Origin of the sequence: Lacrimispora amygdalina, from assembly GCF_003432035.1 — a bacterium.
Classification (GTDB): Bacteria; Bacillota; Clostridia; order Lachnospirales; family Lachnospiraceae; genus Lacrimispora; species Lacrimispora amygdalina.
The window spans coordinates 1-25,881 of sequence record NZ_QOHO01000057.1 but is presented as its reverse complement, the minus strand read 5'-3'; the positions used below and the strand labels follow the sequence as shown (position 1 = coordinate 25,881).

33 protein-coding genes are annotated in these 25,881 nt (G+C 44.5%); 23 read left to right on the top strand and 10 right to left on the bottom strand.

Annotated features, from left to right (window positions below; translation table 11 throughout):
• The 10 genes from DS742_RS17495 (at position 1) to DS742_RS17450 (ending at position 9,430) form a co-directional block, all read left to right on the top strand.
• Positions 1 to 1,077: a DUF932 domain-containing protein gene (locus tag DS742_RS17495; protein WP_117418271.1), complete on the top strand. Its 1,077-nt coding sequence runs from the start codon at positions 1 to 3 to the stop codon at positions 1,075 to 1,077.
• Positions 1,078 to 1,116: 39 nt separating this feature from the next.
• The gene (locus DS742_RS17490) at positions 1,117 to 1,944 is read left to right on the top strand and encodes a hypothetical protein (protein WP_117418270.1); all 828 of its coding nucleotides are present in this window, start codon (positions 1,117 to 1,119) and stop codon (positions 1,942 to 1,944) included.
• Positions 1,945 to 2,047: 103 nt separating this feature from the next.
• Positions 2,048 to 2,590, top strand: coding sequence for a sigma-70 RNA polymerase sigma factor region 4 domain-containing protein (locus DS742_RS17485; protein WP_117418269.1), 543 nt, complete (start codon positions 2,048 to 2,050; stop codon positions 2,588 to 2,590).
• Positions 2,580 to 2,909: a hypothetical protein gene (locus DS742_RS17480; RefSeq protein WP_117418268.1), complete on the top strand. Its 330-nt coding sequence runs from the start codon at positions 2,580 to 2,582 to the stop codon at positions 2,907 to 2,909. The genes DS742_RS17485 and DS742_RS17480 overlap by 11 nt, the downstream gene beginning before the upstream one ends.
• Positions 2,910 to 2,925: 16 nt before the next feature.
• Positions 2,926 to 3,171, top strand: coding sequence for a hypothetical protein (locus DS742_RS17475; protein ID WP_117418267.1), 246 nt, complete (start codon positions 2,926 to 2,928; stop codon positions 3,169 to 3,171).
• A gap of 156 nt (positions 3,172 to 3,327) precedes the next feature.
• Positions 3,328 to 4,257 (top strand): DUF5688 family protein, encoded by a 930-nt coding sequence (locus DS742_RS17470; RefSeq protein ID WP_117418266.1) that lies wholly within the window; start codon positions 3,328 to 3,330, stop codon positions 4,255 to 4,257.
• A 286-nt stretch (positions 4,258 to 4,543) separates the two neighbouring features.
• Positions 4,544 to 4,897: a hypothetical protein gene (locus tag DS742_RS17465; RefSeq protein ID WP_117418265.1), complete on the top strand. Its 354-nt coding sequence runs from the start codon at positions 4,544 to 4,546 to the stop codon at positions 4,895 to 4,897.
• The gene (locus tag DS742_RS17460; protein ID WP_117418264.1) at positions 4,875 to 5,780 is read left to right on the top strand and encodes a hypothetical protein; all 906 of its coding nucleotides are present in this window, start codon (positions 4,875 to 4,877) and stop codon (positions 5,778 to 5,780) included. The genes DS742_RS17465 and DS742_RS17460 overlap by 23 nt, the downstream gene beginning before the upstream one ends.
• Before the next feature lie 12 nt (positions 5,781 to 5,792).
• Positions 5,793 to 8,846: an N-6 DNA methylase gene (locus DS742_RS17455; RefSeq protein ID WP_117418263.1), complete on the top strand. Its 3,054-nt coding sequence runs from the start codon at positions 5,793 to 5,795 to the stop codon at positions 8,844 to 8,846.
• A gap of 155 nt (positions 8,847 to 9,001) precedes the next feature.
• Positions 9,002 to 9,430: a DUF6809 family protein gene (locus DS742_RS17450; RefSeq protein WP_117418262.1), complete on the top strand. Its 429-nt coding sequence runs from the start codon at positions 9,002 to 9,004 to the stop codon at positions 9,428 to 9,430.
• Positions 9,431 to 9,958: 528 nt separating this feature from the next.
• On the opposite strand, the gene DS742_RS17445 is transcribed toward DS742_RS17450, so the two are convergent.
• Together DS742_RS17445 and DS742_RS17440 are read right to left on the bottom strand one after the other, a co-directional pair.
• Entirely contained in the window at positions 9,959 to 11,155 is a 1,197-nt protein-coding gene (locus tag DS742_RS17445) for an ATP-binding protein (RefSeq protein WP_117418261.1), read from the bottom strand.
• A 62-nt stretch (positions 11,156 to 11,217) separates the two neighbouring features.
• Positions 11,218 to 11,382: a DUF2196 domain-containing protein gene (locus DS742_RS17440; protein ID WP_117418260.1), complete on the bottom strand. Its 165-nt coding sequence runs from the start codon at positions 11,380 to 11,382 to the stop codon at positions 11,218 to 11,220.
• Positions 11,383 to 11,393: 11 nt separating this feature from the next.
• On the opposite strand from DS742_RS17440, the gene DS742_RS17435 reads away from it, so the two are divergent.
• Positions 11,394 to 11,693, top strand: coding sequence for a CD1845 family protein (locus DS742_RS17435; protein ID WP_117418259.1), 300 nt, complete (start codon positions 11,394 to 11,396; stop codon positions 11,691 to 11,693).
• 122 nt (positions 11,694 to 11,815) lie between these two features.
• On the opposite strand, the gene DS742_RS17430 is transcribed toward DS742_RS17435, so the two are convergent.
• Positions 11,816 to 12,169 carry a winged helix-turn-helix transcriptional regulator gene (locus tag DS742_RS17430; RefSeq protein WP_117418258.1) on the bottom strand — a complete coding sequence of 118 codons (354 nt, stop codon included), beginning with the start codon at positions 12,167 to 12,169 and terminating at the stop codon, positions 11,816 to 11,818.
• 198 nt (positions 12,170 to 12,367) lie between these two features.
• Here DS742_RS17430 and DS742_RS17425 point away from each other — a divergent pair, with 198 nt between their 5' ends.
• The 9 genes from DS742_RS17425 (at position 12,368) to DS742_RS17385 (ending at position 17,767) form a co-directional block, all read left to right on the top strand.
• The gene (locus tag DS742_RS17425) at positions 12,368 to 12,898 is read left to right on the top strand and encodes an NAD(P)H-dependent oxidoreductase (protein WP_117418257.1); all 531 of its coding nucleotides are present in this window, start codon (positions 12,368 to 12,370) and stop codon (positions 12,896 to 12,898) included.
• A 458-nt stretch (positions 12,899 to 13,356) separates the two neighbouring features.
• The gene (locus DS742_RS17420; protein WP_117418256.1) at positions 13,357 to 13,881 is read left to right on the top strand and encodes a hypothetical protein; all 525 of its coding nucleotides are present in this window, start codon (positions 13,357 to 13,359) and stop codon (positions 13,879 to 13,881) included.
• 68 nt (positions 13,882 to 13,949) lie between these two features.
• Positions 13,950 to 14,255: a hypothetical protein gene (locus DS742_RS17415; RefSeq protein WP_117418255.1), complete on the top strand. Its 306-nt coding sequence runs from the start codon at positions 13,950 to 13,952 to the stop codon at positions 14,253 to 14,255.
• A gap of 126 nt (positions 14,256 to 14,381) precedes the next feature.
• The gene (locus tag DS742_RS17410) at positions 14,382 to 14,726 is read left to right on the top strand and encodes a hypothetical protein (protein ID WP_117418254.1); all 345 of its coding nucleotides are present in this window, start codon (positions 14,382 to 14,384) and stop codon (positions 14,724 to 14,726) included.
• Between the two features lie 372 nt (positions 14,727 to 15,098).
• Positions 15,099 to 15,329 (top strand): hypothetical protein, encoded by a 231-nt coding sequence (locus tag DS742_RS17405; protein WP_117418253.1) that lies wholly within the window; start codon positions 15,099 to 15,101, stop codon positions 15,327 to 15,329.
• A 126-nt stretch (positions 15,330 to 15,455) separates the two neighbouring features.
• Positions 15,456 to 16,049, top strand: coding sequence for a decarboxylase (locus DS742_RS17400; protein ID WP_117418252.1), 594 nt, complete (start codon positions 15,456 to 15,458; stop codon positions 16,047 to 16,049).
• Complete coding sequence (locus DS742_RS17395; RefSeq protein ID WP_117418251.1) at positions 16,046 to 16,405, top strand: hypothetical protein; 360 nt, start codon at positions 16,046 to 16,048, stop codon at positions 16,403 to 16,405. Before DS742_RS17400 ends, DS742_RS17395 begins: the two co-directional genes overlap by 4 nt.
• Positions 16,402 to 17,064: a DUF4313 domain-containing protein gene (locus DS742_RS17390; protein ID WP_117418250.1), complete on the top strand. Its 663-nt coding sequence runs from the start codon at positions 16,402 to 16,404 to the stop codon at positions 17,062 to 17,064. Before DS742_RS17395 ends, DS742_RS17390 begins: the two co-directional genes overlap by 4 nt.
• 28 nt (positions 17,065 to 17,092) lie before the next feature.
• A complete protein-coding gene (locus DS742_RS17385; RefSeq protein ID WP_242996562.1) occupies positions 17,093 to 17,767 on the top strand; it encodes a hypothetical protein in 675 nt (224 codons plus the stop codon).
• Between the two features lie 67 nt (positions 17,768 to 17,834).
• On the opposite strand, the gene DS742_RS17380 is transcribed toward DS742_RS17385, so the two are convergent.
• The gene (locus DS742_RS17380; protein WP_242996560.1) at positions 17,835 to 18,050 is read right to left on the bottom strand and encodes a sporulation initiation factor Spo0A C-terminal domain-containing protein; all 216 of its coding nucleotides are present in this window, start codon (positions 18,048 to 18,050) and stop codon (positions 17,835 to 17,837) included.
• 126 nt (positions 18,051 to 18,176) lie between these two features.
• Between DS742_RS17380 and DS742_RS17375 the strand changes: the two genes are divergently transcribed.
• The gene (locus DS742_RS17375) at positions 18,177 to 18,428 is read left to right on the top strand and encodes a helix-turn-helix domain-containing protein (protein WP_117418248.1); all 252 of its coding nucleotides are present in this window, start codon (positions 18,177 to 18,179) and stop codon (positions 18,426 to 18,428) included.
• Between the two features lie 48 nt (positions 18,429 to 18,476).
• Here the strand turns inward: DS742_RS17375 and DS742_RS17370 are convergent, their stop codons facing one another.
• From DS742_RS17370 to DS742_RS28930, 4 genes are all read right to left on the bottom strand, one after another.
• Positions 18,477 to 18,659 carry a helix-turn-helix domain-containing protein gene (locus DS742_RS17370; RefSeq protein WP_117418247.1) on the bottom strand — a complete coding sequence of 61 codons (183 nt, stop codon included), beginning with the start codon at positions 18,657 to 18,659 and terminating at the stop codon, positions 18,477 to 18,479.
• Entirely contained in the window at positions 18,649 to 19,068 is a 420-nt protein-coding gene (locus DS742_RS17365) for a sigma-70 family RNA polymerase sigma factor (RefSeq protein ID WP_117418246.1), read from the bottom strand. The genes DS742_RS17370 and DS742_RS17365 overlap by 11 nt, the downstream gene beginning before the upstream one ends.
• A 13-nt stretch (positions 19,069 to 19,081) precedes the next feature.
• Complete coding sequence (locus DS742_RS17360; protein ID WP_117418245.1) at positions 19,082 to 19,396, bottom strand: hypothetical protein; 315 nt, start codon at positions 19,394 to 19,396, stop codon at positions 19,082 to 19,084.
• Between the two features lie 618 nt (positions 19,397 to 20,014).
• The gene (locus tag DS742_RS28930; RefSeq protein ID WP_170313504.1) at positions 20,015 to 20,191 is read right to left on the bottom strand and encodes a hypothetical protein; all 177 of its coding nucleotides are present in this window, start codon (positions 20,189 to 20,191) and stop codon (positions 20,015 to 20,017) included.
• 179 nt (positions 20,192 to 20,370) lie between these two features.
• Here DS742_RS28930 and DS742_RS17355 point away from each other — a divergent pair, with 179 nt between their 5' ends.
• Both DS742_RS17355 and DS742_RS17350 read left to right on the top strand, forming a co-directional pair.
• Positions 20,371 to 21,759 carry a PTS transporter subunit EIIC gene (locus tag DS742_RS17355; RefSeq protein ID WP_117418244.1) on the top strand — a complete coding sequence of 463 codons (1,389 nt, stop codon included), beginning with the start codon at positions 20,371 to 20,373 and terminating at the stop codon, positions 21,757 to 21,759.
• Positions 21,760 to 21,779: 20 nt separating this feature from the next.
• Positions 21,780 to 23,183, top strand: coding sequence for a glycoside hydrolase family 1 protein (locus DS742_RS17350; protein ID WP_117418243.1), 1,404 nt, complete (start codon positions 21,780 to 21,782; stop codon positions 23,181 to 23,183).
• 101 nt (positions 23,184 to 23,284) lie between these two features.
• On the opposite strand, the gene DS742_RS17345 is transcribed toward DS742_RS17350, so the two are convergent.
• Positions 23,285 to 24,142, bottom strand: a complete 858-nt coding sequence (locus DS742_RS17345) for a MurR/RpiR family transcriptional regulator (protein ID WP_117418242.1) — start codon at positions 24,140 to 24,142, stop codon at positions 23,285 to 23,287.
• 283 nt (positions 24,143 to 24,425) lie between these two features.
• On the bottom strand, positions 24,426 to 25,881 hold a 1,456-nt coding region (locus DS742_RS17340), incomplete at its 5' end, for an ATP-binding protein (protein WP_242996558.1).

Below are 25,881 nucleotides of genomic sequence, written 5' to 3'. Positions count from 1 at the left end.
ATGAAAACAGGTTTATCCCTGATGGAAATGGCAACGGAAATTGAACGCCAGAGTAAGCTCAAAGAGGATTATCTGGTGGATACACGTTGTCTGAAGCTGGAGCCCTATGACTCCGACCTCTATCTGCATATGTACGACAACGGCGTCGAACACATTGAACCGCTGGGCCTCAATCAGATTGCACACCGCCAAATCGGAACGCATCTGAAAATCCCGGCCGTCTACTATGATCGGATGCAGAACCAGAACCCGGAGTTGTTGGCCGAAAATGTCAACGCCTGGTTTGAGCAAGAGCCTTCCAAACGGCTGGTTCGCACACTGGGAGGCACAGCAAGAGCCTTCTTGAGCAACCGCTATCGCTGTATCGACAATCTGGGAATTGCGGAGGCAGTGCTGCCCATCCTCATGTCGATGGAGGACGCACGCTTTGAAAGCTGTGAGATTACGGAAAGCCGGATGTATCTAAAGGTAGTCAATCCCCGGCTGGAGGCCGAGGTGACCCCCGGTGATATTGTCCAGGCCGGCGTGATTATCAGCAACAGTGAGGTGGGACTTGGCTCAGTCAGCATTCAACCACTGGTCTACCGTCTTGTGTGCAAAAATGGCATGGTTATCAACGATGCGCAAACCCGCCGCAATCATGTGGGCCGGATCAATAATGCTGAAGAAAACATTTTGCTCTATTCGGATGAAACGCTGGCCGCCGACGACCACGCCTTTGTGTTGAAAATCCAAGACACAGTACGCTCCGCCGTGGAGGAGACCCGTTTTTCCCGCGTCGTGGGCATGATGCAGCAAGCCAAGGGAGCCCACATGAACACGGCTGACATTCCCGGGATCGTCAAGCTGACAAGCCGGGAGTTTCGTATAACCGATGAGGAAAGTACCGGAATCCTGCAACACCTGATTGAAGGAAATGATCTGACACTCTACGGCCTCTCCAATGCTGTGACCCGCCACAGTCAAGATGTGGAGAGTTATGACCGTGCTACGGAACTGGAAAGCATCGGCTATACTATTTTGTCTATGCAGCCTGCAATCTGGAACCGGCTCAACCAAGTAGCTCTGGCCGCCTAATACCGGCAGCCACATGAATTTTAAAAGGAGGATTTTACTATGAATAACGAAAACACTGCTTTGAAAGTACAGGAAAAATTTTTACTTCCAGCAATGATGGAAGGTGACTTTTCCCAGGAGGAACTGTCCGAGGACATGGACGGCCTGCAAATGAGTTTCCAGCGGGTTAAGATTCCTTCCGGTGGCATGTTGCAGTTTGAGACACCTTCTGATGATCCGGAAAATCCGGATTATGTTAAGACGCTGGAAGGCGTCATCCTCTATCACCATGCTTCCTGCGCCTACTGGCCTGAAGGAAGTGAGTATGACGACGATGCAACACCACTCTGCTCATCTGTAGATGGGAAAATAGGTATTGGCGATCCTGGCATCCTCTGCGCCACCTGCCCGATGAACCAGTTTGGATCGGCTAAGGAAGGTGCAGGAAAAGCCTGCAAAAATATGCGCCAGCTCTACCTGCTCAGCAGTGGAGAATATATGCCCATGCAAGTAACGTTACCGCCTACCAGCCTGACGCCATTCCGTGAGTTTATGAATCAGGCGTTCGTACTGCGCCGCCGTACCAGCTATGGCAGTGTGGTGCAGATTGGGTTGAAGAAAGCCAACAACGGTACCAATGATTACAGCGTCGCTACCTTCAAACGCCTACATGATTTTGAAGGGGAAGATCTGGCACAGATTCGAGCCTACGCCAGCAGTTTTAAAGAGCAGATCAAGGCCATGCTGTTACAACGAGCCACTATACAGGAAGACCAGAAGGATACCAGCTGTGACTACGAAGGGCCGGTACTTCCGGACTCTAATCAAAGTGAGCATTTCTGCATTTCCGGCGAAATTGACGGAGAGCATGAGGCTCTGCCTGCCTAAATAATTCTTTTGCGGTGTTTTGCCGCATGACACGTTCACAAAGGGATGCCTTCGGCTATTTGCCAGGGCATCCCTTTTTCTATTTATAAGGAGGACATTTTTTATGTTATATGAAGGACCATTGAACGCAATACAACGTGATTTTGCCGCAGAGCATCATGCTCTGGTCTACAAATTTCTCAATAACAACCGATTGCCGGAGGATGAATTTTATGATGTTGTGATTTTTGCATATCTCAAAGCAGTACGTGATTATTTTACTGATCCAACTGCCCAAAAATACTCTTTCACAACAATTGCAAATCGTAGAATGCGGTTTTGTTTATATGACTATTTTCGCTCACAAGCGAGGAAAAAACGAAATGTTGAGGTTTTCAGTATCCACATCGGCCTTGGTCCGAACAGCTACCCCTTAGAGGAAACTATTGTCGGGCAAGACGATCTGATGCAGCAGCTGGAGACTGATCTGCTACTTCATGAACTGGCAAGTAAAGTATCCAAGCAGCAGATGGATATGGTACGGTTGAAAACCCACGGCTACAATCTGCGGGAAATTTCCCGGCACCAGAAGACACCTATGAACCGGGTCAAGGAATTGCTGGAGGAAGTCCATACTATTTTACTGGAGCTGTGCTATGAATCCTGATATCCAACAAACAAGCGACTGTTTTCATACCTTTCTGGAAAACCGCAACGATGATTTAAGCAACGCCGCATTTTCACTTTTGGCCCTTCTGCATCAGCCATCCGGTGACAGAGATAACCCGGAGACCCCGGAATTCCCCTGGAACATGGCACTGATTGGACCGCTGCTGGATACTGCGGAGAAAATTTTACAGGACGGGTCCTTTTCTTCTTGCTACCCCTACTATGAAGAGGATATACCTTGCTATCGAACCAACTCCTGCCATAACTGTGATTGTGTTTTTCGTCAAACACAGCCAGTACAGGACGATATTAAATGATTGGAGGCTATGACAAATGAAGAAACAGAAAAAAGAAATTTATATGAACGGCAGTTTACTGCGTCCCATTGCCATTGGACAGAGCGCACTGATACAGACTGACGGTAAGGTGTACCATACCAGCCGGGTGCAGGCGATCCATGAACAGACCGAAGAGAGCATTCTTTTTGAAACGCTCAATTCCCTGTATCATCTGTCCATGCTCCCTTTTCCCCTGGCGGCCATCAGTCCTCTCCCCGTGAGACTGGCCGCGTGTGCATAAAGAGACTGTAAAGCATTCAGGGCGGCAATCAACAGCCTTGAAGTTATATTTGAGATAACATAAATATGAGGAGCCTAACCGAAAGAATATATTCGGTTAGTTGCTCCTCATTATTTTAATGAAAAACAACAGAGAAAGTAGTGGAGGAAAAATAAAATGAATTACGCACGATTTTCGGATTTAATCAAAAGAGCGATTCAGGATAAGCTGGGCATTGGATATGATGTGGAACTTCAAAAAATAACAAAGAATAATGGAGTTGTTCTGGATGGATTGATCATCAAAGAAATTGATAAAAACATTGCTCCGACTATATACTTGAACCCATTTTATAAAAGTTTTATGCAGGGTAAATCACTGCAGGATATTTTGAAAGAGATTATATCTCTGTATCGTGAAAATAAGGACATTTCTTTTAAAAATGCGCAAGAGCTTTCGGATTTTAATGCCATTAGAGACCTTGTCGCGTATAAGCTGATACAGAGAGAAGCCAACCAGAGCTTGTTAAAGGACATTCCCTCCTGTGAATTTCTGGATTTGGCGGTAGTCTATTATCTGATTTTGGATGAGAATGAGGGCGGTCAGATGACAGCTTTGATTCGTAATCCTCATATGGCTGCCTGGGGGGTGACAAAAGAGGAACTGCATGAATTGGCAATGAAAAATACACCAATGCTGCTCCCCCCTTTGATCCGGCCAATGAGAGAAATTATGCGTGATCTTTTGAAAGAGCAGATGGAGAGTTTCCCGATGGAGGATTTAGCCGATGTTTTTGATGGTTTAGGTATTTTAGAATATCCTCCGCTTTATGTACTGTCAAACGAGAAAAAGATTCATGGTGCTGGATGCATCTTATACGATGGCTGCTTAAAGAGCTTTGCCGAAGCACAAAATGCTGATGTCATTATTCTTCCATCCAGTCTGCATGAAGTCATTTTGCTTCCTGATAAAGGAGATCTGGATTACAGACAGATGCAGGAAACGGTCGGCCTAGTAAATAAAAATGATGTTCCTGAAGAGGATATCCTTTCTGATCGGGTTTATAAATACTCCCGTCAGGACTGCAAAATTCGTCTTGTAAAATAAAAAAGTGCAATCCCCCCTTATGCGTCAAAAAAGGGGGGAATTTTGGCGAAAAGGAGCATTCATTATGCTGTTTGCATTAGAGCGTAAGGTAGTTCAAGGAACGGCGTACCCGCCACAATATTGCTGGATACGGTATGCCAGCTGTGGCAACCGCGATCTTCTGGAGCGTATCCGGCAGTCGCAACGGCACCCAGATGAATGGCGTGTATGCCTGCTTACAGAATGCACTGGGCAAACGCAAAGCGCGGCCTGATAGCAACCATGACAGAAATGAGGTGAATATAGAATGACAGGAATCATTGAGATTTCAAAAATAAAAGACGCAGCGCCCTATTATGCTTCTCAGGACTACGACATCCGCCTTGGCGGTCTTTTTCACCTGTTCCTTGTCCCTCTGCATGGGGAAGGTGACAGGAGGTTTTATTATATCCGGGAAAAGACCAATGGCAAATATGAACTACAGGGGGAAGGATACATCATTTCAGAGTCTTTAAGACTCTATGAAATGAAAAGGGAGGCAATCAAAAGCCTCGGGGATCGGCCGGTATGGTATTACTGGCTTGACGAGCAGTGTTCTGTCCTCAAAAAGACCATTAGCAACAAAGGAGGCAAAAATTATGGATTTACTAGCAAAGTTTAATGCAGTAGAGATACAGATAGATGGCCGTATCACTGAGACCGACCGGGATTATTGTACGGCACACCAAAAGGCGTATGATGCCGCCCGTACCTGCTTTGGGGAACTGGTCTATATCTGGGAAGACCTGACAACGGTACAGGCGGATATTCTGACACACGTAGAGGAGGACTCCTATGGGCGGAACATCTATTTTTCTTCCCATGATGATTTGGAGATATCCTCCAGCAAAATCAACAGCCACATTATGAGCCTGCACTCCCGGTTCACCAACCGGCTTGTTCAGCATTTCAATGAGAAATACAAGGTGTCGGTAGATGCCTCGGTCATTGACTCTCACCTTATTCCTGAACGTCCTTCCAGAGACTGGCGCCATTCCGAGGAGAAGGAACAGTCTTATCAGGAAAAAATGCTGGCGCTCAGCCTCCGTTACCAGGACATTCTAAATGAGATATTTGTCCAGTTGGACGGCAGGGATTTCAAAGAACAGGCTCTTTTTGAAATAAAAGAAGCCTGCCATGAAGCAGCCTGGAGCAGCTACGATAAAAAAGCCAAGTACGAGATCAAAAAGGACGTCCTGCGTTTTTCCAGCTACGGATGTTCCTATGATAGCGGGATTCGGATGGAACGCTGGAAATTGCGCGATGGCCTGCAGCAGGTTCTTCGCGGCATTGCCCATTATGAAACTGGCGTTTTTTCCTCTGTGCCTTCGGACTTTTCCAACCTGCTTGGTTACAATCACTCGAACACGGACCTCGTGATATTTTCAAGCTGCACCAAAGTACGGCAGGTGAAGATGTTTAAAAATGGCCGCGTGGACATCAAGTTTTCCTCTGCGGAATCCGTCAGAACCTTTGCGGCCGAATATCTCGGCCTGGTTTATTAAGGGGGTGACCGGTTGAAATACTCCTATCACACGAACACCATTCCTGCACAAAAGCGCAAGGAACTCAACGACAAAGTGCTTTACATAATCGACAGCGGCGAAACCACCGTTAACGGCATTACACCGGAGGATCTGTTCAATGCCTACACCGGCGACGGCGGACTGCATGAGCTGAGCCGAAGCGATTATGACAATTACAGCGATTACAGCCGCGCAAAAAAGGAAGTGGAAAACGGGCAGTTCTTTACCCCACCCGCCCTATGCGAATTCATCACAGCCTGCCTGCAGGTGTCTCAATCCGACCTTGTTGCGGATCTGACCTGTGGGATGGGGAATTTCTTCAACTTCCTGCCGGTGGAATCCAATCTTTACGGCTGTGAACTGGACATAAAAGCCTACAAGGTGGCCCATTACCTTTATCCGGCAGCTAACATGGAACACAAAGACATCCGGCTATATCAGCCAAACATCCGGTTTGATTATATCGTAGGAAATCCGCCTTTCCACCTGCGTTGGTGGATTGAGGACGGGACAGAAGTTCTTTCTCATTTATTTTACTGTCAGAAGGCCGCCTCACTGCTAAAGCCCTATGGAATTCTGGCACTGATCGTCCCCCAGTCCTTTCTGGCAGATACTTTTACGGATGGAACCGCCATTGGAGAGCTGGAGGAACGCTACCGTTTTCTTGGACAAATCTCATTGCCGTCGCATGCTTTCGCTCAGGTAGGTGTAGCACAATTTCCGACCAAGCTGCAATTCTGGCAGCGCAGGCCGGGTAAAGAAGAAAAAAATGTGCTGCCATACCGGACCGAATATGACGGTTCTCTTCCATTCCTAACGAAGCTGGAGCAACAGGCATCTTATTTTCACGACCTGCTGCTAAGAAACGCGCAGGCAGAGCTGGAGGCAAACCGTTCCCGCATTCTGCTGGAACTGGCCCAGACACGCAACACCTCCGATGGATTCCGATATCAGGTGGAAAAGCTGCTCTACCACATCAAGGCTCATCCCACTACCAAAAAAAAGCATACCAAGTGTTGCGAATACCTCCACCGATTCTATACGGAGACGCAGCCGGAAGGGATGACTTATCTGGAATGGAGCAAGGTGCGGCTGACAGAAAAGAAAGTCCTCTCCTATCTGACTGCGGCGCTCAAACGACAGAACAAGATGCCGGAGCAGGACAGGGTCGCCCTTGTCAAACAGGACTACAGCTTTGTCTATAAGGCATACAGCGCCAAAACACGGCGCCAGTTGACCTCTGACATGCGCCAGCCGATCCCAATCTCTACCGCGGTGCTGGAAAACACGCCGGAGCATTTCCCTGGCTATGAACGGCTGCTGCGGAAAAAACGGCAGGAATATGATGTCCAGAATCAAAAATTCGCCGCTATGAAGGAAGATGAAAACATTGCTGCATGGTTATCCAACTTTACCCTTTGGGATGCGGAAAATGAAGAATCTATCCAGCTGAATGATATCCAGCGACATGACATGAATCTGATTCTGCAAAAGCGATATGGACTTTTGCAATGGGAACAAGGCAGCGGCAAAACGCTGGCCGGCATCGCAACAGGTCTGTACCGTATGGAGCGGCAGCACATCCACAGCACCTGGGTCATATCCTCTGCCATCTCCATCCGTAATAACTGGAATGTGGTACTTCCCAACTATGGCCTATCTTATGTGTTTGTGGAGCGCCTGACAGATTTGGAGAAAATACGCCCCGGTGATTTCGTGCTGCTTACCTTGAATAAGGTCAGTCAATACCAAAAGCAGCTCTCCCATTGGGTTCGGCTTCACGGGCAGAAAATCCAGCTTGTACTGGATGAAAGTGATGAAATTACCAACCCGACAAGCGTGCGCACCAAGGCTACCCTTGCCTGCTTTCGCCGCTGCCGGTGCAAGCTTCTGACGACCGGTACCAGCACCCGCAATAACATCTCAGAGTTTGCCCCTCAACAGGAACTACTCTACAACAATTCTATCAACATGATTTCATGGTGCAATACCCTCTATCATTATGAACGTGGCTCGGGAGATGAATCAGGATCGCTGACCGACAGCAACAATCCTTACTACGGTGAGCCAATCCCCGCCTACAAAAAGGGCTACCTGCTCTTTACTGCTTCCCATCTGCCGGAAAAGGTCACCGTATTCGGCGTGGGGCAACGCACCCAGGACATTTTTAATGCAGACATTCTGAGTGACATTCTGGAAAAGACCGTTATCACAAGGACCTTTGAAGAGGTGTCCGGCAAGGACATCAAACATATTCATCAGATGCCTGTGCGGTTTTCACCAGAGGAAAAAGCAGTGTATCAAACAGCCATAGATGAGTTCTGTACGATGCGGAACAATTATTTCAAGTCCACCGGCAACAGCAGAAAAGATTCTATGATGAAGCTGATTCAGCAGATTGTACTGATGCTTCGTATCAGCGCAGCACCGGATACCGTACTGGAATATCAGGGAGACACACCGGTGAAAATCATGACTGCCTTAGAGCTGGCCGCAGAATTTCCAGATGAAGTTGTCGCCATCGGAGTACGGCATAAAGTGGTATTGGACTCCTATGCCAAGGCAATACAGGAATATCTTCCGGACCGGCCTCTGTTTGTAGTTACCGGCTCCACCACTACCTTTGCCAAACGACGGGCACTTCGAAAGACCCTGCGGGAGAGCAAAAATGGTATCCTGCTTTGTACCCAGCAGAGCCTTCCCTCCAGCGTAAACTTCGAGTTTGTCAACAAGATCATCATTCCGGAACTGCACTATAACAATTCCGGCATGAGCCAGTTTTATTTCCGTTTTATCCGCTATACCTCAACGGAGGATAAAGATATCTATTTTATCACCTATGCCGGCAGCATCGAATCCAATTTGATGCAGATGGTACTTGTAAAAGAAAAGCTCAACCTGTTTATGAAAGGACAGGATACGGATCTGGATACCATCTACGAGCGTTTCGATGTGGACTACGACCTGCTCTCCCTGCTGATGTATCAGGAGAAGGATGAAAAGGGCGTGTTCCAAATCCGCTGGGGAGAACAAAATATTGCATAAGTTATGGGATCATATTCCCATGACAATTATTTTTATGAAGACTGTAGCGGCATTTTGTGCTGCCACAGCTTTTTTTATTATGAGGAGATTTTCATGTATCATTACATTGTCTGGAACTAACTTGCCAGTATTGATTTACAAAAGGAGGACTTTGAATGCAATTCTATGAGACCCAGATGGGACACCAATTTTTTAACCAGCAGCTGCCAGCACTAACTTCTGCCTTGCAGCGGATTGCTGGAACGCTGGAACGTCCGGTGGCGGCGCTTCGCCTGCCAGTGGACGTTCCTCCGAATTATTTAAAAGACTTGTTCTATGGCAACCTTGAACCGGACCAGCAATTGAATAGTACGGCCATCCGCCAAGACACCAAAGAAGTAATTGCCCTACAGGATCAGTTACGGGAGCGGCTTTCTGCGGAGGATTGGGCGCTGGTAGAGGCTCTGCAGCAGCGATTGCAATACCGCTCCACAAAAGAAACAGAAAAAGCCTTTCAGACCGGTTTTTGCACTGCCACACAGATGCTGGCCGCCGGGCTGTCACTGACGGCAGATGAGCCGGAGAACGGAGGGCAGGAAACATAATCAAAGCCAATGAGCCGCACTGGATGAGAGCCGTCTTTATCTTTACCCCATGAATTTTAGTGGTAAAGTTGTAGAAGATGAAATTTCTGTAATACAAGCGATTTTTCACAAGTTGAAAAAGGAAGTTTCTTTATAGAAACACATAAGAACGCATAATTATGAAAGCAGCAGTGAAATGCAATAAAAGCATTTCGCTGCTGTTTTTTTTCCCATTGCTTGATATAAACAATAAATGTTTTGCGTGATTTGATTTTACAAGGCGATATTGTTTATCGTGATGTCAGCTTTGTTGTTCTTCTGCTTATAGGAATGTGCGGCATCAGTTTTTTGTGGGCTTTTCACAGATTGAAAAAGGAAACTGCTTCATAAAAACACATAAAAATGCAGCTCAAACAATGGTAATAAAAAACCGTTGTTTGAGCTGCGGGGTTGTTATGCGCCAAACAGAATAATATAATCTGCGGCATCTAAACCTAGTTTTATATTGTGAACTACACATCGTCTAAAGCCAATGGGATTGCGGTCCTCCTATTTCAAAAGCCAATCCAGAACATGAATTTGTTTGATCCCGTTATGCGAGGTCAGCGGCCCGTAATCCATCGTCAGCAGATATTTGGGATTGTGATCGCTTATGGCGTCGAGGGGTGCAAGCTCCCGTGCCAACGTTTTGCCTTCCGCGTCGATTACGGTATAGGCTACCTGGTAGTATTCTTCTCCTTCCGGCCCTATCGCAATAAAATCTACTTCTGCGGCGCCGACCTTCCCGATATAAACTTCATATCCCCGGCGAAGCAGTTCCAAATATACGACATTTTCAAGAATATGTCCTTCATCGGCCTTTTTTGTGCCGAGTACATTATAACGCAGACCGATATCAGCCGCGTAATACTTATCGCCCGTTTTCAGATACTGCTTGCCCTTAACGTCGAACCGGCCTATGCGGTAGAAAATGAAGCTGTCGGTGAGGGCTGACAAATAGCTCTCAACGGTATGGACAGCTATTTTTCTACCGGCCGAGGTCATGGTATCGGCTATTTTTTTGGTAGAACACAGGTTGCCGATGTTGTCAAAAAGAAAGCGGACAACGCTTTGCAGCATGGAAATATCGGGGAATCGCTTGCGTGCTACAATATCCTTTAAAACAATGGAATCATAAATGCCGTCCAGGTATTGCCGGATGTCCTTCTGCCGTTTCAGTTCCAGGGTATAGGGAAAGGAACTGTTGTGGATATAATTTTGGTATAACCGGTCAATGTTGCTTTCAGACGGAAAAGCCGACACATATTCCTTAAATGAAAGCGGCAGCATCTTGATTTCCACATACCTCCCTGACAGTAAGGTGGCAAGTTCGCCGGACAGCAGATAGGCGTTTGAGCCTGTGATATAGACATCGCAGTTCTTTTTGATAAACAAGCTGTCAACCGCTTTTTGAAAATCGCTGACCCGCTGTACCTCGTCCAAAAAGACATAATTCATTTTGTCAGGCAGCAGGCGCGCTTTCACAAGTTCAAACAGGTCTTTGCTGTTTTCTATGTCGGCATAATCCCCGTCTTCCAGATTGAATGAGATAATCTGTTCGGGCGTCACGCCGTTTTCCAGTAAGTAAGCCTGGTATAGCTCAAACAGCGTGGATTTTCCGCAGCGCCGGATTCCCGTAACCACCTTGATAAGCTGCTTATCGCGTAAACTGATCAGGTTTTCCAAATATTCATTTCTTGGTATCATGCTATCACCTCCTTGCGTTTAGTATACATGAATTCCTTCAGAATGTAAATAGTTTGCATAACTTATGCAAAAACTCTACATTTATAGTATGTTTTTGCAATGATATTATAGTCTAATAAAGGGAAAATTATACAAGAACAAAAAAGGCGACCCTTTTTCTGGTCAGCCTTCAGGACTATTTTTACCTTTGCGCCGACATTTACATCAGTCCTATTCTGTCCATTCATTAGATGCTTCCATGCCACTATTAAAAATTCTTTTGAAGATTATTGCCATACCTTTTGTTCTTATGCTCACCATTTTAGTGGCGGTTATGATATTTTTCTTTCAGTTGTCCGACTGGATATCCGTTCTTGTTTCCTCCATTCTTGGCCTTGGCGGGGCGGCTCTGTTATTCACCGGGGACACTTACTGCGGTATAGGCGTACTGGTAATGGCTTTTCTTATCTCGCCGTATGGGCTTCCCACCATAGCGGAATGGATTGCGGAACTGCTGTGCAGCTTGAACGCTTCCCTAAAATGCTTTATCGTAAGCTGAACGCATAGCAGCATAGTCGCAGGGTTTGGGGAAGGCACTCCCCAACAAGCAGTTTTGAGATTTTACCGCAAGGGAAAATCCTCAAAACGTGCCGGTTAGTGCAGGTGCCATTTCCACTGCTATTACAATTCATTTTCCAACAGCTCCACATCTTCTCCTTGCTGTCGCCGCATTTTAATATTATCTCTGCCCCAGGAACACATAACGTCAATAATTTTATTCGCGGTAACTCCATATTCGGTCACATAATATTCAACTTTCGGAGGCATTTCATTATATTCATGCCGTCCTACAATACCATCTCTTTCAAGCTCACGAAGTTGCTGTATAAGTACCTTTTGAGAAACACCCGGAATAAGACGCTGCAATTCTCCTGTCCTCTTAGTTCCAGACATAAGTAAGCATACGATTAAGGCTTTCCATTTTCCGCCGAGTATTTCAAGTGTTGCTTCAATACCTAAATTATATTGTTTCATAGTCCCTACCTCACACAAATTAAAAACCTACAGTTTACGCTGAATAATTTTATTATCACATATATTTTTTGATAAGTCTAATACATACCTTGAAGTAAGTATTTTGCTGACTTTATTGTGTGTATTTACTAATTTTATATAATGCCTGATAATAGATTCATAAAGACAAACACACTTAGAAAGGAAAGATGATTTACCATGAAAACCCTCGTAATTTTATCGCATCCCAACATTGACGATTCAAGAGTAAATAAAAGGTGGAAACAGGAATTGGTTCAATACCCAAATGAAATCACAATCCATGAGCTTTACAAAGAGTATCCCAATGGGAAAATTGATGTTGAAAGAGAGCAACGGCTGTTGGAAGCACATGACCACATCATTTTACAGTTCCCCTTATATTGGTACAGCTACCCACCTCTATTAAAAAAGTGGCTGGACGATGTTTTTACGCATGGCTGGGCGTATGGTTCCAGAGGGAAAAAATTAAACCGCAAAAAGTTCGGAACAGCAATATCCATAGGAGATAAAGAAGCAAATTATTCTCCTGCCGGTTCAATTACTTTTACGGTAGATGAAGTAATTACGCCGTTCAAAGCCAGCATAATACATGTCGGAGCAATTGTGCTTCCATACTTCGCCGTTTTCGGTTCCTCGTTTCAAGCAAGTGATGAAGAAATCAACCAGAGTGCGAAAGACTACATCGACTATATTTTCAAGCACAAATAACATTGAAAAAGGTAAGTTATTACAAAGCGTTTCCGAAGGTAGAACTTTCAACATATAGTGGTTTATTATTGACACGTACTATATATAGTGCTATACTTTAATTGTAATTGATTTTTGTGCGTGAGCCCTCTGGGTTCTGCAAACCATTAAGTTTGCATAGCGGGATAACCTTGCGTTGCACACGTTGTTTAAGATTGTATTCAAGTGCCAGTAAGATAATTGCGCCTTTCGAGGCCAGTTCTTACTGGCACTTTTTATTTATAGATATTTGGGCCATAAGGCGGAAAGGAGTATTTTGTCACAACCAGACAATGCAGTATATTTGTGAATTTTGAACTGCAAGAGCACTTCCATATGAATAACTATGGCGGGTTGGCATAGATTTGGGCTACCCCCAACATTACCGCAGGATGGCATACCGCCGACCTGCGGATTTTTTTTCGAAAGGACAATTTAATATGAAGAGAAATGTAAACAAATTACGATTGATTTTGTTTGAGGAATGTCACCGAAATTGCGACGGCTGCTGCAATAAGGATTGGGATCTACCAAATCTTCCAGTGTGCAGAGATTTTCAGAATTACGACAGCATTATGCTCACTGGCGGCGAACCAATGCTGCATCCGGAAGTCATCGTCAAAGCAATCGGTACGATCCGCATGCAAACGAAAGCTCCCATCATCCTATACACTTCCCTGGTGGCTGATAAAGAGATGCTGGGTAAAATTCTGGATTGCATAGAGGGCATCACTGTCACCCTCCATACTCCGGAAGATATTACCCCTTTTCTGGAGTTTGATCGGTATTATGCCGGTAACGGAAATATGTCTTTTCGTCTCAACATCTTCCGTGGTGTCGGTCATGTCCCCGTTTCACCGCGCTGGAAAGTAAAAGATAACATCACCTGGATCAAGGACTGCCCCCTCCCCTTGGGAGAAACACTGATGCGTTTTGCACCAGAGGATTTACAGGGGAAAAGGTGACTTTAGGAACCCGGGCAAAGACCACCGCGGGTTTTACAAGACTGTATATTGAAAGGAGCTATAGAATAATGGGATATTGTGCAAGAATGGCGAGACAGCAATTTGCTGCCAAAACGGAATACACCGGCCGGATTATCGCTAAAATAAAACGCTATGCTTACACTGCTGAACTGGATGATGACGGCAACATTATAGGTTTGAATTTCAAAGGTAATAAACTCGCCTTGAATGAAGACGATATGTTTCAGGCTATCGCGCCCTATATTGAATCCGGAAGTTTTATTGAAATGCACGGAGATGATAACGCCAAGTGGCGGTGGATTTTCGAAAATGGCAAGGTCAAAAAAACATATGCCACTGTAGTCTGGCCTTAAAAGAGAGGTCACGGAAGGACGTGTTTGTTACTGGAACGTAAAAAATAACATCGCCTGGATGAAAAACTGTCCCCACTGCGGAGAAACATTAAAGCAGTTTGAACCAGAGAAAATGCGGAGGAAAAAATGACTTTAGGAAATTTGTATATAGCCGCTGCTATTTTAGCAAGTAAAAAGAACAGAAATCCAAAAGAGGAAGCTTTGCTTCAACAATGCATGCTGCATTTTGAAGATGTGACACGAATGAGAATTCTCCATCATAATTATGTAGTTTCGAAAGAATCTTTCCTAAAAGTATCAGGATTAAATGAAGCTCCTGCTTCTTACCTCTCTTCATCCCCTTTCAGCGATTTCCACGATCTCTGTATCAAATCATTATATGCGTATACCGATGGGGTAAGCGAAATATTAGCTTACGAAATTGAGGGGATTCTTGAATTTTTACAAGAATCGGGTGCTGAACTAGGTTGAGCCTATCTATCATCAAGGAGGAAGAAACATGACTAAGAAAAAGAAAAACAAAGGCGAACAACATGATTAAAGTCAAAGTAACCAAGCCTCGCTGTGCTGGCCGGGAGTGCTTTGAACATTTTTCCGGGCCAGTCCCTAAAAAAGTCAAAGGTGCTTTGCTAAAGCCAGGATACCGCTACTGTACCGGAGGAAAACGAATCCGTTACTTTAAGAGCCGTGACCCAAAGGTCTATGTGCCCTCCTGGTGCCCGCTGCGAAAGTCTCCGGCCACATTGCGAGTTTATTGCTATAAGAATAGTCAGACTTTATTCCTGCGATTTCTTATGCGGAAGGAGAATATTCCCCATATACCTGGGGGGGTATGAATACGCCGTGCGCTATGAAGGCACTATCGAGCGGACTGCTCCGGAATTAAAGAAATGGAAAGGTCCCGGGAATCTGGAACAGTTTCTTGGTATCCCCATCCACGCGGAGGAAATTGTAGAAATTGATGACGGCTTGAATCCTTATTACTTTTTTGTTCAAAATCCGTATACGGTATGCCCCATCGCTTTTGAGGGTGAAACAGCCCGGCAAAATAAATTGGAGGATCCCCATGAGTGAGCGAAACACGAACTGGCGTCCCCAAATGAATGACCGCCACAATTACCACCATCTGCAAAGAAATTTGTAGTCCAATTTACAAAATATGAAAAGTTCTGCCATTTTTGGCGAGGATAGGAGGAACCTATGGAACAAGAAAAACTGCGCAGTACGCTGATTACCCACTTAGACACACTCCGTCGCAATTTAGAGGTAGTGTCTATCGAGGTACTGAAAACAAAATATCAAAAACCCTATGAGACGTTGGCAAAAGATATCTGCGCCGCGGCGTCTGCATACACCCAGTATCTTGCTTTAACAGGCATCCGGCTGAAGGCCAAATATTTTGATGAAGCCAAGCCATATATTGACGGGATTATCCAAAATACCACCGTACTCAAGACAATCTCTGAGGCGGCGTTTAAGCGTCAGGATATTGAGGAGATTGAACGACTGGCCTTATCTCTGCGTCAGGATATCCTGAACGCTCTGCACCCGTTTTATCTCCGACATCTGTGCCTATATGTGACAGCAGAGTGCATTGATACTGTGGGCATGATGCCTGAAATCTACAACGATGCCAACGGCTGTATCTGGCGTGATAATACCTGGCAGCCCTTTGACGATACCAGCGCCGGCCTGCTGCTCTATGCGCAGGAAAAGCCAAAAGAAACTGATACGGCGCCCGTTGCTTATCCGATGGAACCGACAGGTGAACAGGAGGAAAGAAAAGCATCATGAGCGTTCGTTTTACCAAACTTATTTTGCAGGCTGATGGAGAAGAACGCACGCTGCTGATTCCCGGCTCGCCCCACACGCTTGAAGAAATCCGGCAGCTTTCCACTGTTGCAGAGTTTTGCAGAATGGCTGTCGAGGACATTTCTATCACTGCGGAGCATTACCGCTTTGGGGATGAAGGGCCGGAATACGACGCGGATCAGAACCATCTGCTGCTGATTGACACCTATAACACCCTGGCAGACGAAATCCAATGCCTGCCGTTTTGCGACGGCAGCATCGTGGATTTCATGCGTGGATATGAGTTTACCGTGCTTCCAAAGCAGACAAATAAAAAGCAAAGAGAGGTGAATTCATGAAAAGCATAGAATTTTTATCTAAAGGAGAAAAAATCCCGCTGATTGTAAAAGTCAGTACCTATCCGGAGGGCAATCTTGCCATCAAGCTTTATACGGAGAGTCACAGCCGTCTGGATTTTTGGGAGACCATGACAGTCAACCTGACGGGCCTGCGGGCCAAGGATTGTGCATTTCTCAATCCGCTGGACATTGGCAGCCGTTTTCCAGCTTTGCTCAAGCGGACCCGGCTGGCGGCTTCCACCGGCCAGGAGCGTGAAGCAGACGGTATTCTTTATACCGAATACTGCTTTGATGCAAAAAAACTGCAACGCCTTGATCCGGAAGGATATACCTATTATGCCAGACGGCAGAAAGGAGAACTGGGGCGCAAATATGAGCGGCTTTATATTGCCCTGCTGCGGCTGTCAAAATATGTGGACGGGTTCCATTACACCGATTACAGCGGCTGGCGCTGTCTGGAGCATTCTTCCGACACTCTTCCCCTTTGGGTTGAGGCGGAAGACCCCACTACCGGACGTCAGTTCTCTATCATTCATCAGGGTGCCGTAATGCAGCTTCTGGTCACCGAGCCGGACGGCTCGCAGAAAAAGACGCATTTCCGCCGAAAGGAAGACATGGCTTCTACTCTGCTGACGTTGTTTCAAAACCGCCTTCCATAAATAAATCAGAGCATAGGAGAATAATACGATGAGAATAAAAATTCATCCCAAAGCGCAGTTAGAAAGCGCATGGAAGAAAGACAAAACACAATATACCCCGGAGGCCATACAGCCACCTTTGTGCCTTCGATGCGGACAGCCCTTACATTGCAGTTTATCACACAACGCCCTAAGCCGGCATGCGGACGTGATGGTCTGCAGCAGTTGTGGCATGGATGAGGCGCTCCGTGATGCCCAGGGACAGCCTCTACCCCTGTTGGAATGGCAAGCTGTGAAAAATGGCCTACAGGAAATGAACATTAAGGGCAATGACACCTTTCTGACATCGCTCTGTACGTTTTCAGAGGTCTTTGAGGACTCTAAAAGGATAGGTAATTCTGCACAAGCTCACCCAGTCAAAGAGGTGGTCTATTCCCGCTCCGACTACGACGGCTGTAAATGGTGGAGCACTTGGTTTGACTGCCAAAAAGAGCGGCCTTCGCAGGCTCTGTGTCAGGAAATCGACCAGTTTCAGACTACGCTGTTTCAGATGCCGGAAATGAAAACGCTGGACACCATGCGCCAGCTGTGCCGTTTCGCCCAGCCTACCAGCAGCGACAGTGAATTCAACCTCTATTCGGAAACGGAACATTTCTTTATCTGGCTACGGCTGATTACAAGGTTCCGGGATTATAACCTCTATGTACATTATTATCTGAAGTAACCCTATCATTAAAGGGCCGGTATATCGGGACTTTTTAGTCCCGATATACCGGCCCTATTTTTTATGGCTATTTCGTTTTAATTTTATTTGCTGCATATCGTATGAACTCATCCGGCGTGGGAATAGCCCTCTTGCACGGAATTCTCTGCTGATACGCGGCATCAACGCCTCCATCTTGTGGTGGGTTCTGATATGCCGCATTAATGGCCTCCTGCATATCTCTTTTAACCTCCGCGACACTGACTCCGTTTTTCTTCGCAATTTTTCTGTAAATTTTCCTCATGCTTATAATTCCCTCTTTTTTATTATTTGCTCAACATTTTGAGCCTTTTCTAGTCAATCATAGCATACAATTATCTTGATTGCAAAAGATATTGAGCAAAACATGATATAACATGAGGTATGGACGATGGATAAATTACGGCAGGATGTTAATATAGGAAAGAATTTCCGGAAACTACGAAAGGCATGCCAGTTGACACAGGAGGAAGTATCGGCAAAAATGCAGATATTAGGCTGCGCCGATATGACCCGGGCGCTATACTCTCGGTACGAAACCGGCGAACTGAACATCAAAATCACCCACCTGCGTGCTTTAAAGCAAATTTTCAGATGTTCCTATGATGATATTTTGGATGAATCCAGTGAAACAGAAAAGTAAAAACGGAAGGCTCCGGGCATAAAAACTACCCGGAGCCTTCTTTCCTCTTTAGATCCTAAACTGCCGGATGCACTTCAACAGTACGATACACAGTTCCTGATACAGGTCTTCATCAAAGCTACTGTTTAGAATAGATGCCTTAATCAGCATCGGCCTATACAATTCCAGCATATCGACCATAGCCCGTTTCTCTCCGGCTCTCGCCTGAAGTAGCAGTTCTTCAAAATTCATTTTGACCGGCCTCCTTCATCTTCTCTTTGATCTTTCTGATTGCGCGATAGTAGACGGCAGCAACACCCTTGTATCCAAGGCCTAATTCTGCACCCAGCGTATTAAAGCTAATCCCATACAGCCCCCGAGCCAGGAACACATACCGCTCCCTTTCGCTAATCTGTTCCAGAGCATACTGCAGTGCAGCACTCTCTAACTGCAGCATCAGCGGTAATTCGTCCAGTATATCCTTTTCCATCCAGCCTCCGGCCTGGTATGTATCATCCTCCACCAAAAGCTCATACCTCGTCTGCTGGTTTTTCTTTATCATGTAGTCTCTCTGCTGCCGGCGCACGGCCTTCAACAGATATGCCGTAAAGCGGTTCTGTAATTTTTCCGCCTCTGTTTGTCCGTTATTTTTTTGCCACATGGCTTATCCTCCTTCAATACAAGATTTTCAAAGCGAAATCCTGTATGGGAGGACCACGGGCCCTGTAATATCGGACAAAAAAGCAAAAGCAGCCAACTTTGCGTGTAAACACAAAATCGGCTGCTTTTAAAACAAGCGCATCAAGCTGTCCGCTCTGGGATGGATTATGCCCATAGGCAGGAGGCTTGTCCCCTCTTGGGGCTGATTCCCGCTGACCCTTGCGATGCCTTAAGGCAATGTTTCCCTTTATTCTTGTTGTAGTAAAAGCTGTGTGTCTCGGCTGAACGAAATGGCGGAACAACTCAATGCGGATAATGGTATTAACCATTCCACATCATTCTCCTTTGTCCGCTTACGCGGCCAGCACACAGGCGGCTTCTCATCTCCTTTCATTTACGGGGGCCTGGCAATGAGATTTGCCACCCTGCCGATAAGCTATTTAATTTATGTAAATACATTAACGAGTTCTTTTATAAAAGGCGGCCTACCACTAGCTTGGAATTCAGTCCCCATTTATATTTCCTTTCAGGGTAAAGGATAAACTTTATAGTGCCACAATGATCAAGTGAACTATGCCTGCCTGTGCCAACAAGTTCCTGCCCATTTATTATGGCTAGGTAAAAAATCATCTAACTTTACTGAATACAGCAAAATAGCGCTCTCCACTTTACTTACCGACTGACGCATTTTACGGTTTCCTATTTGTGCTACTCAATTATTCTTGCATTCACCTTTTCGTTTCACCCCCTTAAATTTTACTTAACTGGCTTTCCTGGTTAACATAACCGGCTGCGTTTTCGCTTGTTAGTTAGTATCAATCTTTTTGCATTAAATAAACTGAAACCGGCTTGAATGTTTACACATCCAGCCGGTTTTTCGAGTGTTTCTAATATTTATTATAACTCAATCCAAGTGTTTCTACAGCGGTATACAGGCCAGGAGAAGGTCAATTTTTGACAACCTTTTCATTTGTTTCAAATTTCCATTCACCGCTTAATGCATGAAGCTCCACTAAAAAGGCTTCAATAAGAACGGGAATGTATACTCCTAAGAGCAAGACACCTGCTATCAACAAAATAATAACCATTAGAATGCTGCCCAGCACATCGTCAACTTGTTCCAACTGTTCCTCCAATGTTATAGTTGAAAGAAGATCACATGTAACATATTTTCATAAATGAATGGTACTGATTATGAATCGTTAAAATAGTTTTCATCTTCCGCCAAATGAATAGAAATATAGTTACTGATAAGTTAATATATGGTTGACTAAACAAAATATATAGACTAGGAGGTAGCTATATGGATCACAAAGTATTGGCGGAAACGGTTTGGGATTTAGTAGGTGGGAGCAGTAATGTTGAACAGGTAACTCATTGTGCTACAAGACTCAGGTTTAACTTAAGGGATCGTACAAAAGTTCAAATGGAGTCGCTTAAAGCAACGTCAGGCGTTTTAGGAGTTGTATCAAAAGACACTTCATTTCAGGTAATCATTGGCGCCGAAGTACCGAATGTTTACAAATATCTCTCTGCTTCAGGTGAGAGAACCTCCGGTACTTCATCCGATTCGGGGAAGGAAGCCGCTCATAAGATAAATAAGCGCGGAAACTGGGGAAGCCTTTTTGTTTATACGATCACCGGAATATTTGTACCTATTTTGCCTCCATTGACAGCCGCAGGTATGTTAAAAGCACTACTTGCGATTCTAACTACATTTAAGTTGGTAACCAATACTTCACCGACATATGTGGTAATTAACTTTATGGCAGATGCAATGTTTTATTTTATGCCTATATTTTTAGCCAACTCAGCTGCAAAAAAATTCAATTGCAATCCCTATTTAGCGATGATGCTTGGCGGTATCTTATTACATCCAAATTTTATTAATATGGTTACGGCAGGTAAAGAAGCTGGAACAATGAGTTCTGTTTTTGCGATTCCTATATATAATGCAACTTATTCTGCATCCGTTATACCAATTATATTAAGCGTGTGGTTTATGTCAAAGGTCGAACCGATTGCGGACCGGATATCTCCCAAGATGATTAAATATTTTACGCGCCCCATGCTTACGATATTGGTCAGCGGAATTGTCATGCTGACTGCACTTGGTCCTATTGGGTATATTATCAGCCAGTTTATTGCATCTGTTGTAAATACGATTAACACAGTAGCAGGTTGGATTATTCCTACTGCAATGGGCGCTTTTCTTCCGTTTATGGTAATGGTGGGGATACATCATGGACTGACACCAATCGGTATCAATAACCGTATGACGATTGGCTATGATACGATAGTTTATCCTGGTCAGCTGGCATCGAATGTTGCACAAGGAGCTGCGGCTCTGGCCGTTTCAATTAAATCCAAAAATAAGGAATTGAAACAGTTATCCTCCGTGACAGGTGTTACTGCGGTTTGCGGAATAACGGAGCCGGTCTTATTTGGTGTTACAATGCGTATTAAAACAAATTTAATAGCAGCAATGTGCGGCGGAGGTGCTGGCGGCTTATTTATGGGATTAATTGGTGTTAAGAATTTTTCCGGCGGTTCTCCCGGATTACTTACATTACCAAGCTATATAGGTCTTGACACGCCGATGTCCAATTTCTACTTCGCTGCTGCAGGCTCAGGTATTGCGTTTATAGTAAGCTTTGTTATTGCATTTATCTTATATAAGGATCAAATATAAATTAAAGGAGATGAAAAAAGATGAGATTTCCAAAGAATTTTTACTGGGGCGGTGCAATTGCTGCCAATCAGTGTGAAGGGGCATATCTGGAGGATGGCAAAGGGCTTTCCATTCAGGATATTCTTCCAAAAGGACTGATTGGTGGTTATACAGAAGAACCAACGGATGATAATTTGAAGCTGCAAGGTATCGATTTTTATCATCGATACAAGGAGGATATCGCGCTTTTGGCCGGAATGGGGTTTAAAATGTTTCGTTTTTCCATTGCATGGTCAAGAATTTATCCCACAGGCGAAGAAACTGAACCCAATCAAAATGGACTAGCATTCTATAAAGATATAATAAAAGAATGTATTAAATACGGTATGGAACCATTGGTCACGATTTCACATTATGAAACGCCTCTTGCACTGGCAAAAAAATACAATGGCTGGGCCAACAGAGAAATGATCAAACCCTTTTTACATTATTGCAGGACCCTTTTTACCCATTTCCCACAAGTAAAGTATTGGATCACATTTAATGAGATTAATTCCATACTTCATGCCCCCTTTATGAGCGGTGCAATCATGACTCCACCGGAAGAATTGACCGAGCAAACTGTATGGCAGGCGGTTCATCATGAAATGGTCGCTTCGGCACAAGCAGTTAAAATGGCTCATGAACTAATTCCTGAAAGTAAGGTGGGATGTATGGTGCTTGGCGTAACTATTTACCCTCTTACCCCCCATCCTGATCATGTCATTGAGGTAATGAAACAGGATAGAAAAACTTTATTTTTTACTGATGTTATGGCGCGAGGAAAGTATCCGAATTATGCTGCGGATATGTTGAGTAAGAAAGGGATTCAAATTGAGTTTGCGCCTGAAGATGAATCAATATTAAAGCATACGGTCGATTTTATTTCCATTAGCTATTATTCCAGCAGCTGTGCAAGTGCCGATCCATCTCAAGGCGAACCCTCCGGAAGTAATATGATTGGATATTTGAAACGAAATCCTTATACAAAAGTATCCGATTTCGGATGGCAAATCGACCCACAGGGATTGCGTTTCACCCTAAATAAGCTTTATGACCGCTATCAAATTCCGCTATTGGTCGCGGAGAATGGATTGGGGGCTCATGATACACTTGTGCCTGACGGTTTAAATGATTATACAGTGATAGATCCATATAGGGAGGAGTATATAAAAGAACATCTTCTTGAAATAGCAAAGGCGATTGCTGAAGGTGTCGATGTATTCGGTTATACCTATTGGGGGTGTATTGATCTCGTCTCTTGTGCTACGGCAGAAATGGTAAAAAGATACGGATTTGTATATGTAGACCGCGATAATAGCGGCAAGGGAACATTAAAACGATACAAAAAAAGATCTTATGACTGGTATAAAAAAGTAATTGAAACGAATGGAGAGAGTCTTTAAACAGATTGCGTAACAGAAAAGAGAGAATCATTTTAAAATAAGATTGTGTAACATTATTTTCAGAAGAAAAAGGGTTACACAATCTTATTCTGTTTACATTTTTATATGTATTTGTTGGTTCTGTGCAACTTACTTTCTAGTGATATCCTTTGTTTGTTTTCTACATAGTCAAAAGAAAACATAATTGAATAAATCAGATCAACTACATACGAGAGTGCTGTACGGGAGGAAAACGGAGCAATCTTTGAGTTGAACTCTTCCATGGGAGCTACATGTATGCTCACCGCAGCATTCAGGCACAGAGGATTAATCTTGGGACCGGTCAGCAGAATGTATGGAATACCTGCTTCTGCCAGAGCTTTTGCAGTTCTGATATTATGGTCACTGGAACCATAGTATGAAATAATAACGGCAATTCTTCCGGGAATGCTTCTGGTATAAGGATTCAGAGTGTGATAGCCTCGGAGTGCCAATAAATTACTGTTTTTACCAAACCATATCAGCTTATTATAAAGATCGATTCCCGTAACAAGTGAGTTGCCGGATGCATATATATCTACTTGTGTCGACTGGTTAATTAGTTCCGCAGCCCGCACAATATGCTCCATATCCAGAGTGTTATACGTTTCCTGGATTGCCTGTATATTGAGCCTCATCAAAGAACGGGCAATTTCCTGATTACTTGTTTGAATATCAAAAGGGAAATTCTGTTCTATCCGTTGTTCTGTGAAATAATTGCTCATTTCTTTTGTAAACTGTATTTTTAACTGTCTGTAGTTTTCACAATGAATTTTCTTGCAGAAGCGGGATATGGTAGCAGTGCTGCAAAATGTATTTTCAGCAAGAGATCGAATACTCATTTCTGAAAACTGTTTTAGATTATTTAAAATGTAATTTGCAATAATTCTTTCTGCTTCTGAAAAATTGGTCTGCGTTTTTAATCGATCAATAATAAACAATTGTCTTCTACTCCTTCCTTTGCTGTGTCATAGTAATAATTATGGTAATAAAAAGCGTGTTGATAGTTAATTAAGAAACTGTCATTTGATGAACAGTACTTTAGACTTATAACCGCAGTCCTTCTCGCAAACTACTCTTGTGGTATTGTAAAGACCCGGGATATTGCTTATCGAACATGTAATAAGTCAAAATCAAAAGCTGGCTCCACCTACCTGTGTTTGTCACGTAGGTAAATGGCGCCAGCTTTATATTAAGGGTATCATCTGTAGTAGCAGGGTTCTTTTACCAACAACTACCGGAATCCGATGAATCTTCCAAAATGATATCATCACGGTTTTTCGCCTGTTCCCGCAGCTCATCTGTGAATCCATTTACACTGAACAGCACATACCAAAGTTTACGACTGTCCTTGCGCCAAGGTACTGACGCCGCCTTTGCCTCCAATTCACGGAGGACATTGGCCCCAACCGGTTCTTTCCAATACTTACATTCGCCCAGAATCAGGTTCCCGCCTTCCGGGTCCAGTGCAGCAACATCGATCTCTGTATCCCCGCTCCAATACCGTCCAATCTTTGAAAAATGAAAGGGCCAGCGGTCTGCTGCATTCATATCCCACATTTTTTCGCGGCAAATGTCCTCATAAACGAAAGCGGCGTGATTGCTGACAAAACTGTTCTTGATCTTTTGCATTACAATCTGCCCATTTCCGCTTTCAATCAGGCTCTGATTGGGGTAAATAAACGCAAACCAAAACCGGATATAATTATCCTTGATCTTGTAGAGCCCTTTCTTACTTTTTTCAGGTACCTCCTCCGTCACTGGCACCTCGCGTTCAATGATATCCAAGTCAATGAGCGTTTTCAGGTATTTAGTCATACTGGTAGCCTTGACCTCCAGAACAGAGGAAATCGCAGACAGCTTACTGTTTCCCGCTGCGATAGCCTTAATCAGGGAAAAATAGCTGCCAATCTCAGTGACTTCCTGTTGAAGCAAAAAGCTTGGTTCATCATAGAGGTAGCTGGAACGGTCCAGGATACATTCCTGAATTGCCTGATAGATATCATCCCGCCCTAAAAATGACTCAATGTACTTAGGAACGCCGCCGGTTACAGCATACATATCAATGAGCTTATGTTCACTGGCATCCGGGAAAAACGCATGGTAGTATCTAAACGGGATCGGACTGAGGCGCATTTGTGCGGTACGCCGCCCGTACAGGGGACTGCCATAGGCAAGCGTCTGAGATACCATCATAGAAATAAGCGAGCCGCACAGAATGACCATGACATTTCTATTTTTCAGCTGCTCCTCCCATATACGCTGAAATACGGAAGGAAAGGCCGGATTGGACTTGCCGATATATTGGAACTCATCTATCACAATCACAGGCTTTGAAGGCAAAGGCGCATCCATGATGGCTTTGAAAATGGCATCCCAGCTTGATATATTCGCGGCACGCAGCAAATCGCTGTCGATAAACTCAGCCACCCTATTCTTAAATGCAACACGGTTCTGTGCTTCTGATTCTTCGCTGGCCAGAAAGAACAGGGCTTTTTTATCCTTGATAAATTCAGACAGTAAGGTTGTTTTGCCAACACGGCGACGCCCGTATAAAATTACGAGAGAGGCTCCCTTCCGCCGGTACTCCTTCTGGAGCGTTTCCATCTCTTGTTCACGATCAACAAACTGCAACATATCTAACACCTCACATTCTATATAATTATTATACTTGAAATTA